The organism is Burkholderia arboris, assembly GCF_038723655.1.
GTDB classification, from domain to species: Bacteria; Pseudomonadota; Gammaproteobacteria; order Burkholderiales; family Burkholderiaceae; genus Burkholderia; species Burkholderia arboris.
Genome location: NZ_CP109823.1, coordinates 221,402 through 234,463, shown reverse-complemented (window position 1 = coordinate 234,463; position 13,062 = coordinate 221,402). Strand labels below are relative to the sequence as shown.

Annotated in this window: 12 protein-coding genes; 10 read left to right on the top strand and 2 right to left on the bottom strand. The window is 66.0% G+C overall.

Features of this window, described 5'->3' with window-relative positions; all coding sequences use genetic code 11:
- Positions 1-5: 5 nt before the first annotated feature.
- The 3 genes from OHZ10_RS33750 (at position 6) to OHZ10_RS33740 (ending at position 4,101) form a co-directional block, all read left to right on the top strand.
- Positions 6-1,388 (top strand): spinster family MFS transporter, encoded by a 1,383-nt coding sequence (locus OHZ10_RS33750; RefSeq protein ID WP_226196021.1) that lies wholly within the window; start codon positions 6-8, stop codon positions 1,386-1,388.
- Positions 1,389-1,730: 342 nt separating this feature from the next.
- Positions 1,731-3,101, top strand: a complete 1,371-nt coding sequence (locus tag OHZ10_RS33745) for an MFS transporter (protein ID WP_342706354.1) — start codon at positions 1,731-1,733, stop codon at positions 3,099-3,101.
- 685 nt (positions 3,102-3,786) lie between these two features.
- Positions 3,787-4,101: a helicase gene (locus OHZ10_RS33740; protein ID WP_342706353.1), complete on the top strand. Its 315-nt coding sequence runs from the start codon at positions 3,787-3,789 to the stop codon at positions 4,099-4,101.
- Between the two features lie 550 nt (positions 4,102-4,651).
- Here OHZ10_RS33740 and OHZ10_RS33735 read toward each other — a convergent pair.
- Positions 4,652-5,179, bottom strand: coding sequence for a cupin domain-containing protein (locus tag OHZ10_RS33735; RefSeq protein ID WP_174993905.1), 528 nt, complete (start codon positions 5,177-5,179; stop codon positions 4,652-4,654).
- Between the two features lie 49 nt (positions 5,180-5,228).
- Positions 5,229-6,044: a helix-turn-helix transcriptional regulator gene (locus OHZ10_RS33730; RefSeq protein ID WP_342706352.1), complete on the bottom strand. Its 816-nt coding sequence runs from the start codon at positions 6,042-6,044 to the stop codon at positions 5,229-5,231.
- 297 nt (positions 6,045-6,341) lie between these two features.
- On the opposite strand from OHZ10_RS33730, the gene andR reads away from it, so the two are divergent.
- From andR to OHZ10_RS33695, 7 genes are all read left to right on the top strand, one after another.
- The gene (gene andR, locus OHZ10_RS33725; protein ID WP_342706351.1) at positions 6,342-7,325 is read left to right on the top strand and encodes an anthranilate 1,2-dioxygenase regulatory protein AndR; all 984 of its coding nucleotides are present in this window, start codon (positions 6,342-6,344) and stop codon (positions 7,323-7,325) included.
- Positions 7,326-7,427: 102 nt separating this feature from the next.
- Complete coding sequence (locus tag OHZ10_RS33720; protein ID WP_342706350.1) at positions 7,428-8,387, top strand: PDR/VanB family oxidoreductase; 960 nt, start codon at positions 7,428-7,430, stop codon at positions 8,385-8,387.
- Positions 8,388-8,409: 22 nt separating this feature from the next.
- Positions 8,410-9,747: an aromatic ring-hydroxylating dioxygenase subunit alpha gene (locus OHZ10_RS33715; protein WP_340626000.1), complete on the top strand. Its 1,338-nt coding sequence runs from the start codon at positions 8,410-8,412 to the stop codon at positions 9,745-9,747.
- The gene (locus OHZ10_RS33710; RefSeq protein ID WP_174993909.1) at positions 9,747-10,283 is read left to right on the top strand and encodes an aromatic-ring-hydroxylating dioxygenase subunit beta; all 537 of its coding nucleotides are present in this window, start codon (positions 9,747-9,749) and stop codon (positions 10,281-10,283) included. The genes OHZ10_RS33715 and OHZ10_RS33710 overlap by 1 nt, the downstream gene beginning before the upstream one ends.
- Positions 10,280-10,918: a cysteine hydrolase family protein gene (locus OHZ10_RS33705; RefSeq protein WP_174993910.1), complete on the top strand. Its 639-nt coding sequence runs from the start codon at positions 10,280-10,282 to the stop codon at positions 10,916-10,918. The genes OHZ10_RS33710 and OHZ10_RS33705 overlap by 4 nt, the downstream gene beginning before the upstream one ends.
- Positions 10,915-11,763, top strand: a complete 849-nt coding sequence (locus OHZ10_RS33700; RefSeq protein ID WP_342706349.1) for an SDR family oxidoreductase — start codon at positions 10,915-10,917, stop codon at positions 11,761-11,763. Before OHZ10_RS33705 ends, OHZ10_RS33700 begins: the two co-directional genes overlap by 4 nt.
- A gap of 50 nt (positions 11,764-11,813) precedes the next feature.
- The gene (locus OHZ10_RS33695; RefSeq protein ID WP_059241599.1) at positions 11,814-13,043 is read left to right on the top strand and encodes a dienelactone hydrolase family protein; all 1,230 of its coding nucleotides are present in this window, start codon (positions 11,814-11,816) and stop codon (positions 13,041-13,043) included.
- The last annotated feature ends 19 nt before the right edge of the window (positions 13,044-13,062 follow it).

The window sequence follows — 13,062 nt, the reverse complement described above, 5'->3', positions numbered from 1 at the left end:
ATGCCATGAATGAAGTGCCGCCCGTCGGCGGCCTGGAAGACGCGCTATCGGGACGATCCTCGACGAGGGTCGTTCACGACAGCCTCCGGTCGTGGTACATCCTGGGCATCATCACGTTCGCGTATTCGCTCGCGTACATCGACCGCCAGCTTCTCAACCTGCTCGTCGACCCGATCCGGCATTCGCTCGCCATTTCCGACACGCAGCTCAGTCTCGTTCAGGGCATCGCGTTCATTTCCGCGTACCTGATCGCGTCGCCGCTCTTCGGCCGCCTCGTCGACGTCACCAATCGACGCAACATCCTGCTGGTCGGCATTTGCCTGTGGTGCATCTTCACGGCCCTGTGCGGCAAGGCCACGACGTTCCAGGGGTTGTTCCTCGCGCGTTTCGGTGTCGGGGCCAGCGAAGCCTGCGTGTTCCCGATCGCGCTGTCGATGATCGCCGACTGCTTCTCGGCGAAGCAGATGCCGCGCGCGATGAGCGTGTTCATTCTCGGCCCGATGCTGGGTGGCGGGCTCTCGCTCGTCGCCGGCGGCCTGGTCATCTCGTTCGCCCGCGACGTTCATCAGCAGTTTCCGATGCTCGCCGGGTTCGAGACCTGGCAGCTTGCATTCGTGCTGATCGGGCTGCCGGGCATGCTGTTTGCGTTGCTGGTCTGGCTGACAGTGCGCGAGCCCATGCGCAGCAGGGTCGTCAGCGGCAGTGCGGACGACCGCCAGTTCTCGACCCGCGAATCCGCTGCATTTCTGTGGGCGCGGCGTGGGTTCTACGCGCGCATTTTGCTCGGCGTCGGCATGCTCGCCATCGTCGTGCTCGGCATGCCCGCGTGGATGCCGACCTACCTGATCCGTTCGCACGGCATGCCCGCTGCGCTCGTCGGGTTTCGTTTCGGCGCGCTGGTGGTCTGCTGCGGGATTGCGGGCGCACTGGCGGGCCCCTGGATCGTGCGCCGCTTCGAACGGCGCGGCTACGAGGACGCGCCGTTGCGCACGGCCGCGTTCGCGATGATCCCGATGCTGCTGTGCTGCGCGAGCATCCCGTTTGCGCCCGGTGCGACGGGCACGCTGGTCGCAGCCGGCGGCACCGTGTTTTTCTTCACGTTGCCGACCGGGTGCATGGCCGCCGCACTGCAACTCGTCGCGCCCAGCCGCATGCGCGGCACCGTCGGCGCGCTCTACTCGTTCTTCGCGCAGTTGATCGGCTTCGGGCTCGGACCGACGCTGATCGCCCTCTTCACCGATCGCGTGTTCGGCAATCCGAAGATGGTCGGCGATTCGATCGGGATCGTCTGTACGATCGCGTCCGCGCTCGCGGTGTGGTTGCTGTTCGGCGCACTGCCTCACTATCGTCGGTTGCTTGCGGAGGAGCGTGGCGTTCAGGTGGGCTGACTTGTGGGATTTGGACAGGATCGGTAAGCGCCGCGGCCGACGTCGCGCGCTGCCGACCCGAGACGTTTTTTGCAGCCATTCGGCAAGTGACTTCTCTTTTATTCGACGCGAGACTCACTGCCTGATTGGTCGCAACATTCCGCCTCACGTCACATCCGCGTGCATTCAGTTCGTCCATCACGCCAACCTCATTGCCGTCTCGGCGAATGACAATTCAACATCATATGATGATATATAAGGATGCCTGATTGAAAGATTTGGGCGCCGCAGATCGCGCTTGCCGGAACCTGTCGCCGGGCGTATGGTTTATTTCTCTATCGCCCTTTCCCGGGAGATATCAAAATGGCTGCCATGCAATCCGCGGCCACGCCCCTCTCCGACGAGGAATCCCGGCGCCAGTTGCGCCGCGCCGTCATCGCCAGCACGATTGGCACCACGATCGAATGGTATGACTTCTTCCTCTACAGCACGGTCACCGGCCTGGTCTTCGCAAAGCTGTATTTCCCGCAATCCCACCCCCTCGTCGGCACGCTGCAGGCGTTCCTGATCTATGCCGTCGGTTTTGTCGCACGGCCTGTCGGCGCGGCGATCTTCGGCCATTACGGGGACCGCATCGGACGCAAGGCCACACTGATCGTGACCCTGTTGCTGATGGGGTTCGCCACGTTCGCCGTGGCCTTCGTTCCGACCTACGCCGCGATCGGCATCTGGGGCGCGGTTATCCTCACGGTACTGCGTTTCATCCAGGGCGTCGGTGTCGGTGGCGAATGGGGCGGCTCGGTCCTGATGTCGATGGAGTGGGCGCGCACCAATGCGCATCGCGGCTTCGTCGCGTCGTGGCCGCAGTTCGGCGTGCCAGCGGGATTGTTCCTCGCCAACCTGGCCGTGCTGGCCATGAGCTGGATTTCCGGCAGTGCGTTCGTCGCGTGGGGCTGGCGCGTACCGTTTTTCCTCAGCATCGTACTGGTTGCGATCGGGCTGTATATCCGTCTGAACATTCTCGAGACGCCGATCTTCGCGAAGCTGCTGGCCGAGCGCCGGATCGAGAAGACGCCGATGCTTGAAGTCCTGCGCAAGCAGCCGAAGGATATCGTGCTGTCGGCGTTCGCGCGGATGGCCGAACAGGCGCCGTTCTATATCTACACGGCGTTCGTGTTCACTTACGGGATCACGGCGCTGGGCGTCACGCGCGAACTGCTGCTGGCGGCGGTGCTGGTCGCATCCGTGGTCGAGTTCTTCACCATTCCGCTGTTCGGGCACGTGTCGGACCTGATCGGGCGGCGGCGGATGTACATGATCGGTGCGGTTGCCGTCGGCGTGTTCGGATTCGTCTACTTCGCGATGGTCGATAGCCGGAATCCGGTATGGATCTTCGCGGCCATCGTATTGTCGCTGGTTCCGCATTCGATGATGTACGGACCGCAGGCTGCATTGATTGCCGAGTCGTTCACCGGGCGGTTGCGGTATAGCGGCGCGTCGATGGGTTATCAGCTCGCTTCGGTCATTGCAGGTGGTCCGGCACCGCTCATCGCCACGGCGCTGTTCGCCTACTACCACTCGGGGTATGCGATCGCGGTGTACGTGCTGGTGTGTGCGGTGCTGAGCGTGGCCGCCGCGTCGAAGCTCGGGGACTATACGAACAAGGATATTTCGCGGGAATACGACGACGCTCGGGGGTTCGGGGATCACGGGCACGCACCGCCGGTGACTTGACGAACCGGCCGGCTCAGGCCGGCGATGACGACCGATCCCCCGGCGTGCCGGAGCGCGCAACGGGACGACGCGCGAACCCGGGGGATGGGATGGTCGTGCCGACGCGCGCGGTGAGCCATCGCATCGATGAAGCTCGGGAGCCCGGCGAGGTCGGACGCTTCCCCGGCGGATTGTGCTTCGCGTGTAGACGCGATCATGGATGGCGCGCCTGTACCGTCAAGATCGGCGGCGGATCGCTCACCTGCGTCGTTCCTGCGATCTGCCGGGGCCGCCATTGCCACGCTGTCCTACCCGCCGTACGGGGCCAGGGGGGGCGATCGCGTGCGGCGTGATCTCCGTACGCGCGCCGAAGCGCACAAGCATGTTGCCGTCGCCTTCGCCGGAGAACATGCCGACACTGCGCAAGCGGCCCCTTACCCGAATCGCTCGTCTCGTTCGCGATCCTGTTTCATGTCCCGCCTGCTCCGCGACGATCGACTTGCCAGACTGAGGTGCGATCCCGCAACCTTCGAGAACGGATCCAGACAAATGGTCCAGCGTCATGCCATCGCTGTCGAATGTCACGCGTCGAAGCAACGCGCGGCCGGCCTGTGTCGCCGCGACCGCGGCCATCGCACGTCACGGCCGATTTTCGGTGAATCCTCGCGCAGCGTTAGAATATCGCCCCTTCTCACAGGAGACGAAAATGTCCTGGTTCATTTACGAAGTGCCCGAATACCACGAAGACGCTGCGCGCATCGAGCCCTTCAGCGACCTGCGTAGCCGCGTGCTGAAAACCGGTGACCTGGCCATGGCCGACGAACTGGAAAGCGTTCGCGAAAACGCCGCGGCGACGGTGGACACGCCCGAGCGCCCCTTGCGTACTCCGGAAAATCCGCATGTCTTTCCGATCCCTTACGCCGACTCCATGATCCTGGTCGGGTTCATCTTCGATCTGAAACGCGAATTCCGGCAACTGGTCGTGTCACCCGTGGAAATGCCCTGGCTGAAAGAAGCATAAAAGCCGGCCGGAACGAAAGCCGGCGGGAGCGTCGCTCCTGCTCTGGAGCCGGGTCCGACTATCCAGCGCACGCTTTCGGATACACAAACCTCGAGTGGGAGCCGCGCGTCGGACTGAATCGAGCTGCGCAGTTATTCAATCGGGGGGAACTGCCGTGGATCTCGAGCGGGTACCGAGACGCGTTCGGCATCTTTCCCTGCACGTTGCATCCAGGCCACCACGGGGACGTGCCGCCCTCAACCATCAAGTCGATGGCAAACGCTTCAACCCTCTTCCGCACCGGCGCCGGGAGCGATCGAGTAACGGCCTCGCGCAGCGCGCCATTGTTCCGCTATCGGAGCAGCGTTTATTGAGCGCCGATCCGGCAATCGGAGTCGATCGCCTGCTTCGCTTGTTCGATGCCGCGTTTACGGCCGCGCCGTAGACAAAATTATCGCGAGTCCATCGAGCCGATCCGAGCGGTCTTGCATGTCGCGGTGCTCCGCAAACCCGCTCGATACCAGTCGCCGCCAGACCCAGCGACGGGTCGTCCCGCACGATCGCAACCCGCTCAGGCCCCCGATGTGAGCGCCACGCGATGCTCGGTCTTGTTCAGATGGGCGACGGCGCCGTTCCGTTTTGCGAGTGCGTACATTTCGTCGATGCCGACCGTCACGAGCACGCTGCCGTCCTGATCCAGAATCTGAAGCGGCCCGTGAAAGATGGCGAGCATCAGCGCACCGTCGTCGGAGCCCGGTGCGTGCGTGACACCGCCCGCCTCGAGCATGAAATCGTCGGCGAACACCTGGCCGTTGTCGTAGAAGAACGAACCCGAGAGCATGAAGATCTCGACGGCTCCCATGTGCTTGTGCGGGGCAAATCGCGAGCCGGGATCGAAGGTGTTCAGCACGACCATGTAACCGCGGTTTTCGTCGAAATTGAGGATCTTGTACTGAATGCCTTCGAGGCCGGGCTTGTCGAGCCGCGTCCACGGAATCAACTTCGAGCGCGTGATGAATCCGCCGTCGTTCAGGCGGCAATGCGTGGCATGCTGCGGATCGGCTGCGCCGACGGCGGCGTTCGTCATGGGGTGAGTCATGGTTGTTGTGCTCCAGGATGAAGCGACCGGCTGGCCGCGAACGCACAATCTAGCGACGTGCGCACGCCGTCTCAATCCCGCCGGATGCGGGGGTTGACCGCAACGCCAGCATCGCGCTCAGCGCGGTCCGGTTGGGGGCGCCGAAGCGCACGCACAACGCGCGGACATGCTCCTTCACTGTGTGTTCTGAAATGCCGAGCGTGCGTGCGATCGCCTTGTTCGGTGCGCCGTCGCGCACGAGGCGGCCGACGGCGGCAGCGCGCGGCGGCAGCGGATCGCACGGATCGCACGGTTCGGTGAGGCACGGCGAGCACGCGCCTGTGTACAGTGCGCCCGGTTGGCTCACGGCAACCGATACCGCCCGGCATACCCAAGCGAACCGTGCGATGTCGCGCACATTGAACGGCTCGCCACCGGCCTTGCGTGCGAGGTTCAGCGTTCCGACGATCCTGCCGCCCGCTTCGAGCGGCCCCTGGAGATTGGGGCCGAAGCCCCAGCGCTGCAGGTGCCGCCATGCCGGCGAATGCCCCCATACGGCCGCCGGCAGCGCACCCCCTGTCATCGCGCGACGCGAGCGCAACACGACGTGCAGCACCGGATCGCGCTCGCGTATGGCGGCTTCGTATTCGTCGAGAAAATCGATCGGCGCGCCGGCGGTTTCGCAGGCAATCGGGCGCGCATCGGGGGCGAGCAAATAGAAGCCGCTCGCACATGCGTCGAGCCCGGTCGCGAGGCAGGCCAGACAGCGGCCGCTGATCTGTTCGAGCGTGCCGCCGCGCGCAAGCTCGAGCAACGCGGAGACATCGCGCGCGTCGAGGCCGTCGTGCGCGGGCGATGGCGCGAGGGCGCAGGATGAGGCGATCATCGATTTCCTGGCGAACGTGAGGATTGCCGCCGGCATCGTCCAGCGCGCTTGCCGTGGCTTCGATCGCCTGCGCGCTCGGCGACGCCGACGAGTATGGCGTCGGCCGACGATCGCGAGCTAGCCGGTAAACGCAATCGCATACGGTCGCCTGTCCGGTTCGCGCAAATATCCGGAAGCCGGTCCTGCGCGTTTTATTGACGGTGTCGCAAACGTGTACAGTGGGCGTACCCCGGAACACGACCGCGATCGACCGATTTTTCCCTCCGGGTTTCCCCGCATACGCAAAGAAGATACGCCATGCCAAATGCTTCCTTGCCGATCGAGCCGACCCTGCTCCGTCGATACCGCTATTTCGAATCGGCCGATATCGACGACACGCGCGAGCGGATCGCCGCGGTGCTGCAACAGCATCGGCTCACGCCGGGCAGCGCGCGCGGCGGCTATTCGGCATACATGGACTACGTGCGGATCGACAGTGTCGGGTTCGGCACGATCGGTTACGACGTCGCGATGGGCGTCGATGCCGGCGAAATCGAAGATTACTATCTCGCCATCCTCAGCCTGGGCGGCTATGCGGACGTCAGCGTCGGTGGCCGGCGCGTGATCGTCGGGCCGGCCCAGGGCGTCATCGTCGGTCCGGCCACCCGTTTCGGCGGCACGTTCTCCCACGACTGCGAGCAGTTCTTCGTGCGCGTCGACAAGCACGCGATCCTGGCGCATACGGGATACGACCATCTGCAGATCGAGCCGGTGCTCGATCTCTCCCGCCCCGACCTCCTGCCGTGGCTTGCCCAGTTGCGCGTCATGGCCTCGTCGCCGGAAACCGTCGCGCTCGCGCAGCGCGACCGCCGCATCGCGCTCGAATTCGAACGGCTCGTGATCTCGCTCCTGCTCGCCGGTCAACCCCATCACTGCCAGGCGAGGCCCGGCGGAACGGCACTCGTGCCGCGCACGGTCAAGCGGGCGGAAGCCTATATCGCCGAACACGCGTGCGAGCCGATCACGCTGGCCGATATCGCGCTGGCCGCTGGCGTGCCCGTGCGTACGCTGCTCGACGGCTTTCAGCGCTTTTCACGCGGCAGCCCGATGCAGCTGGTGCGCGAACGGCGTCTCGAACGTGCGCGCGACCAGTTGCTGCAGGCACGCGAGACCGGCCGCGTGGCCGACGTGGCGCTCTGTTGCGGCTTCGCGAATCTGGGCCGCTTCGCCGCCCTGTATCGCGAAACGTTCGGCGAATCGCCGTCGGATACGCTGCGCCGCGCCCGCCAGTCCGCCGGCTGAGCCGGAATTCTGCGCGCGCCGGACAGGCGCTGCGCTCGACGGATATTCGCGGCCAATTCGCCCGCATACAGTGGGCTTCTCTGAATTCAACGGAGCCGCTGGATGTCCCCGCTCAGAATCCGCGTCGAGCGTATCGACGCCCTGACGCCCGCAATCCGCCGATTGCTTCTCGTCGCCGCAGACGGCGGCCCGCTGCCCGGGTTCGCAGCCGGCGCGCATATCGGCGTGCACGTGCCGCTCTCCCCACGCACCCAACGGCGCGCGTATTCCCTCGTGAACGCCGGCGGCAGCGCCGGGCCGGTCGACCGTTACGAAATCGCGGTGTTGCGCGAACCCGCGGGAAGCGGCGGTTCGCAGTGGATGCACGCATGCACGCCCGGCGACGCATTCGACATCGATCCGCCCAGAAACGATTTCCCGCTCGTTGCGGACGCGCACCGGCACCTGCTGGTGGCGGGCGGCATCGGCATCACGCCGATTCTCGCGATGGCCCGCGAACTGACGCAAGCCGGGCGCCCGTTCGCCCTGCACTACGCCGCGCGCGACGCCGTCTCGATGGCCTATCGCGACGAGGTTGCCGCGCTACCCGATGCGACATGCTGGCTCGACAACGGCGAACCGTCGCGCGGCATGCCGCTGGCCGACACGATCGGCGCGCCTGAAAGCGGCAAGCACCTGTACGTGTGCGGCCCCGCCGGACTCATCGAAGCGACACTCGCGGTCGCGCGGCGTCTCGGCTGGCGCGACGACATGCTGCATTGCGAGCGCTTTGCGGCGCCGGTCGCGACGGGCGGAGACGCGCCGGTCGAAGTCCGCCTCGCGGTGTCGGGGCGCACGCTGAACGTGCCGCCCGGCACCTCGATTCTCGACGCCATGATCGAAGCCGGCCTCGATCCGCTCTACGACTGCCGGCGCGGCGATTGCGGCGTGTGCGCGGTCCGCCTGCTCGACGGCGATCCCGATCACCGCGACATCTGCCTCAGCGACGACGATCGCGCGCGCGGCGGGTTCTGTCCGTGCGTGTCGCGCGCGAACGGCGCGCACCTGGTCCTGGACCTTTGACCCTCTCCTTCGAGGAAACCCCATGAGCCTTACCAACGAGACCCTGGCGGGTCTGGTGCGCCCCGACAGCGTGCACAAGCGCCTCTATACCGACCCGGCGATCTTCGCGCTGGAAATGGAGCGGATCTACGGCCGTGCGTGGATCTACGTCGGCCACGAAAGCCAGGTCAAGGCGGCCGGCGACTATCACACGACGCGTCTCGGCGACCAGGAAGTCGTGATGGTGCGCGCGTCTGACGGCGCGATACACGTGATCTACAACCGGTGCCCGCACAAGGGCGCGAAAGTCGTACCCGACGGCGACGGTTCGGTCGGGAAGTTCTTCCGGTGTCCCTACCATGCGTGGACCTTCAGGCATGACGGCACACACCTGTCGGCGCCGCTGCGCAACGGCCTGCAGAACACCTGCTTCGACCCGCAGCATCCGGATTTCTCGATGCGCCGCGTCGCGCGCGTGGACAGCTATCGCGGCTTCGTGTTCGCCAGCCAGAGCGACGAGGGCCCGGATCTGCGGACGTTCCTGAATGGTGTCGTCTCGTCGATCGACAACCTGTGCGATCGCTCGCCGGTTGGCGAGGTCGAGGTCACGGGCGGGGTATTCCGTGTGTTGCAGCGTTCGAACTGGAAAGTGTTCTACGAGAACCTGCACGACACGATGCATGCGCCGGTCACGCACGAATCATCGGTGGTGTCGGCCCGCTCGCGGGCCGCGGAGCTGGGGGCGATGCCGTTCGAACTGCTCATCATGGACGGCAATGGCGAACCGTACGAATTCTGGGAAAAACTGGAGCTGCGCGCGTACACGTACGGCCACGGTTACATGGAAGGGATCTTCGATCCGGCGGCCGCCGAACGCGATCCGGTGTCGAGCGCGCATTTCGCGGTGCTCGCGCAGGCCTACGGCGACGAGCGCGCGCGCCGGATTCTCGGCATGAATCGCCACAACACCGTCATCTACGCCAGCGGTTCCCCGCACACGGTATTTCAGCAGTTTCGCGTGATCCGCCCGATTGCGGTGGACCAGACGCTCGTCGAAATCCAGCTGTTTCGCCTGAAAGGCGCGCCCGACGAGGTGTTCGAGCGTGCGTTGACCTACGCGAACGTGATCAATTCCCCGTCGTCGAACGTGATGCCCGACGACGTCGAAGTCTACGCGCGCTGCCAGGAAGGCAACCGGACGCGCGGCGGCGAATGGGTGAGCATGCATCGCTACGCGGGCACGGACCGCGCGACGGACGACGGCTTCGTATCGATCAACGGCACCAGCGAACTGCCGATGCGCAACCAGTTCGCCGCGTGGAAGCGTTTCATGGTCGACGAGACCGGCCAACCCGCGCGCATGCGCGAAGGAGATGCCTGATGCTGCACGATCCGGCTTTCGATCTGTCGACCGTCGCGGTCGACGCCCCTGCTCTCGCTTTCGACGCCGCCCTGCAGGCGCAGGCGGCACAGTTCCTGTACCGCGAGGCGCGGCTGCTCGATACGCGCGCGTTCGACGGGTGGCTCGACCTGTGGGCGCCGGACGGCATGTACTGGCTGCCGCACGAACCGGGCCAGGCCAACCCGCGCGATCATATCTCGCTGTTCTGGGAGGACGCGACGCTGCGCGAAGTGCGCGCGGCCCGCGTGACGAACCGGCGCAACTGGTCGCAGCAGCCGTCGACGCGCACGGCGCGGATGGTCGGCAACGTGATCGTCGACGGCCGCGACGCAGCCGGCCGACTGGTCGTCCACTCGACGCAGATCGTCAACGAATGGCGGATCGGCCAGCGCACGCTCGCGGGGCTCGTCACGCACAAGCTCGATACGCGTGGCCCGGCGTGGAAGATCTACCTGAAGCGAGTCGATCTCATCAACTCGACCGATGCGCTCGCAAACCTGGAGGTATTCGTATGAACGCCGCCACGCTTTCGACTCCGTTTGCGCGCACGGCCGTGATTGCGCTGCATTACCAGAACGACGTGATCGATCCGCGTGGCAAGATCCGCGTCGGTTTCGACACGGACCAGCCCGGTCGCGCGGCGGTGCTCGACGCGGCAGGCGCGCTGCTGGCCGGTGCGCGGGCGCACGGTTTGCCGATCGTGCATGTCCGCATCGCATTCCGCGAAGATTACGCGGACCTGCCGCGCAATGCCCCCGTCTTCGTGCGCACCGCCGAACTCGGCGCGCTGCGCGACGGCAGCTGGGGCGCGCAGTTTTACCCGGCGCTCGAACCCGATCCGGCGCGCGCGCTCGACCATGTCGTGCATCACCAGTGCACGAGCGGCTTCATCGGGACGCCGCTGGAACGGCTCCTCGCGGCTCACGACGTGCGTCACCTGATCGTCGCAGGCGTCGCGACGCATTCGACCGTGGAGATGACGGCCCGCCATGCCGCCGATCTCGGTTATCGCGTGACCGTCGCGGCCGACGCCTGCGCCTGTGCGGATCGCCGCCAGCATGACGCCTCGCTCGAGTCGATGCGGTTGATTGCGGCCATTTCCAGCGTGGCCGAGCTGTTCGGCCCTGCGTCGAAAACGGAGGGCGCATGAACGTGTCGCGTTCTCCCGAACCGGCCCGGCAGGCGTGCCCGGGGCGCTCGAGCGCGCGCCTTGAGGGCAAGGTCGCGATCGTCACCGGTGCGACGCAGGGGCTCGGCGCCGACATCGCGCGCAACCTCGCGAATGAAGGCGCATGTGTGCTGATCGCGGGGCTCGACGTCGACGCGGGCCATGCGCTGGCCGCTTCGATCGGCGCCCCGGCCCACTTCGTACCGACCGACGTCACCGACGACGCGCAGCTCGATCGCGCGATCGCGGCGGGTATCGCCGCCTTCGGCGGCCTCGACATCGTCGTGAACAATGCGTGCAGCTACGACGACGCCGGTCTCGCCTCGACGCGCGAACAGTGGGCGCGCCTGCTCGACGTCAATCTCGTGTCGGCGGCGATTCTCGCGCAGAAGGCTGCGCCGCACCTGCGGCGACGCGGCGTGATCGTCAACCTCGGCAGCGTCGGCGGCAAGTTCGGCGCGGCGGGACGCGCGCTGTATCCGGCGTCGAAGGCCGCGTTGCTGCAACTGACGCGCAACCTCGCCGTGGATCTCGCGACGCGCGACCTGCGGGCGGTGAGCGTGTCGCCGGCCTGGACGTGGTCGCCGTCGCTGGAACGGCTCGCGGGTGGCTCGGTCGATGTCGCGGACCGTGTTGGCCGGCCGTTGCATGCGCTCGGCCGAGTCGGCCGCGGCGGCGAGATCGGGCGCGTCGTCGCGTTTCTCTGTTCGGACGATGCGTCGTGGATCACCGGTGTCGACGTACCCGTCGACGGCGGTTTTTCGATCCTCGGGCCGGACCAGGGCCGCTCGCCGCGCGAGTGGTTCGAGCGGCAGGCATCGCGGTAGCGAACCGTGCGGCCCGCATATTTTCCCCCTACTCTATCGGGAGTGCATCCATGACGAAGCAAATCAGAATCGAACGGGGCGACGTTGCGTTCGACGCCTATCTCGCGCTGCCGGAAGCCGGCAGCGGCCCTGTCGTCGTGTTGTTGCAGGAGATTTTCGGCGTGAACGCCGAGATGCGCGAAGTGGCGGATCTCTATGCGGCCGAGGGCTATGTCGTCATCGCGCCGGACCTGTTCCACCCGTTCGGCCCGAACATCGAACTCGGTTACGGCGAAGCCGACCATGCAAAAGCCTTCGACTATTACGGGCGTCTCGATGTGGCCGGCGCCATCGAAGATATCCGTGCGACCGTCGCCCGTGCGCGCACGCTGCCCGAATCGAACGGCAAGGTCGGCGTGCTCGGCTTCTGTCTCGGCGGCAAGCTCGCCTGGCTCGCTGCGGCGCAGTGCGGCGTCGACTGCGCGGTCGGCTACTACGGCGTCGGCATCGAACAGTCGCTCGATCTGGCCGAGCGCGTCACGTGCCCGCTCGCGTTGCATTTCGGCGTAGACGATCCGCTCAATCCGCCCGGGACCGTGGCGGCGATACGCGCGGCGCTGGGCGGCAAGCCGAACGTGAAGCTTTACGAATATGAAGGCGCCGGTCATGCGTTCAGCCGCAGCGGCCCGACCTTCGTCAAAGCGGCCGCGATGTCCGCGCATACGCGCAGTCTTGCGGTGTTTCGCAAGGTGCTCGGTCCCGACTACGACCTGGGCGCGCTCGCCGATCATCACTTCCATCTGGAGTTCGCCGCGCGCGATCCCGACGAGACGATGCGGACGATGGTGCCCGAGCCGTACGTGAATCACGTGCCGACCATGACGGGCGGCACCGGGTACACGGAACTCAGGCGCTTCTACACGCATCACTTCATCCACAACAATCCGGCCGACATGGCGATGGCGCCGATCTCGCGCGTGGTTGGCGTCGATCGCATGGTCGATGAATTCATCCTGACGTTTACGCACGACCGGGAGATCGACTGGCTGCTGCCCGGCGTCGCGCCGACCGGCAAGCGCGTCGAGATCCCGATGGTCGCCATCGTCGAATTTCGCGGGCCCAAGCTCTACAACGAACACATCTATTGGGATCAGGCGAGCGTGCTCGTGCAGCTCGGGATGCTCGATCCGCAAGGCTTGCCGGTTTCCGGCGTCGACGTCGCGCGCAAGCTGCGCGACGAAACGCGGCCGTCGAACACGCTGATGGCGCGCTGGCGCGAGAGCGAACCGGTGCGAGCATGACGCGCGCAGCACCGGAGGC

What these genes read in the sequence shown, in the direction of transcription:
- OHZ10_RS33750 (WP_226196021.1), top strand. Translation starts at nt 6, where the DNA reads ATGAATGAAGTGCCGCCCGTCGGCGGCCTGGAAGACGCGCTATCGGGA.
- OHZ10_RS33745 (WP_342706354.1), top strand. Translation starts at nt 1,731, where the DNA reads ATGGCTGCCATGCAATCCGCGGCCACGCCCCTCTCCGACGAGGAATCC.
- OHZ10_RS33740 (WP_342706353.1), top strand. Translation starts at nt 3,787, where the DNA reads ATGTCCTGGTTCATTTACGAAGTGCCCGAATACCACGAAGACGCTGCG.
- OHZ10_RS33735 (WP_174993905.1), bottom strand. Translation starts at nt 5,179, where the DNA reads ATGACTCACCCCATGACGAACGCCGCCGTCGGCGCAGCCGATCCGCAG.
- OHZ10_RS33730 (WP_342706352.1), bottom strand. Translation starts at nt 6,044, where the DNA reads ATGATCGCCTCATCCTGCGCCCTCGCGCCATCGCCCGCGCACGACGGC.
- andR (WP_342706351.1), top strand. Translation starts at nt 6,342, where the DNA reads ATGCCAAATGCTTCCTTGCCGATCGAGCCGACCCTGCTCCGTCGATAC.
- OHZ10_RS33720 (WP_342706350.1), top strand. Translation starts at nt 7,428, where the DNA reads ATGTCCCCGCTCAGAATCCGCGTCGAGCGTATCGACGCCCTGACGCCC.
- OHZ10_RS33715 (WP_340626000.1), top strand. Translation starts at nt 8,410, where the DNA reads ATGAGCCTTACCAACGAGACCCTGGCGGGTCTGGTGCGCCCCGACAGC.
- OHZ10_RS33710 (WP_174993909.1), top strand. Translation starts at nt 9,747, where the DNA reads ATGCTGCACGATCCGGCTTTCGATCTGTCGACCGTCGCGGTCGACGCC.
- OHZ10_RS33705 (WP_174993910.1), top strand. Translation starts at nt 10,280, where the DNA reads ATGAACGCCGCCACGCTTTCGACTCCGTTTGCGCGCACGGCCGTGATT.
- OHZ10_RS33700 (WP_342706349.1), top strand. Translation starts at nt 10,915, where the DNA reads ATGAACGTGTCGCGTTCTCCCGAACCGGCCCGGCAGGCGTGCCCGGGG.
- OHZ10_RS33695 (WP_059241599.1), top strand. Translation starts at nt 11,814, where the DNA reads ATGACGAAGCAAATCAGAATCGAACGGGGCGACGTTGCGTTCGACGCC.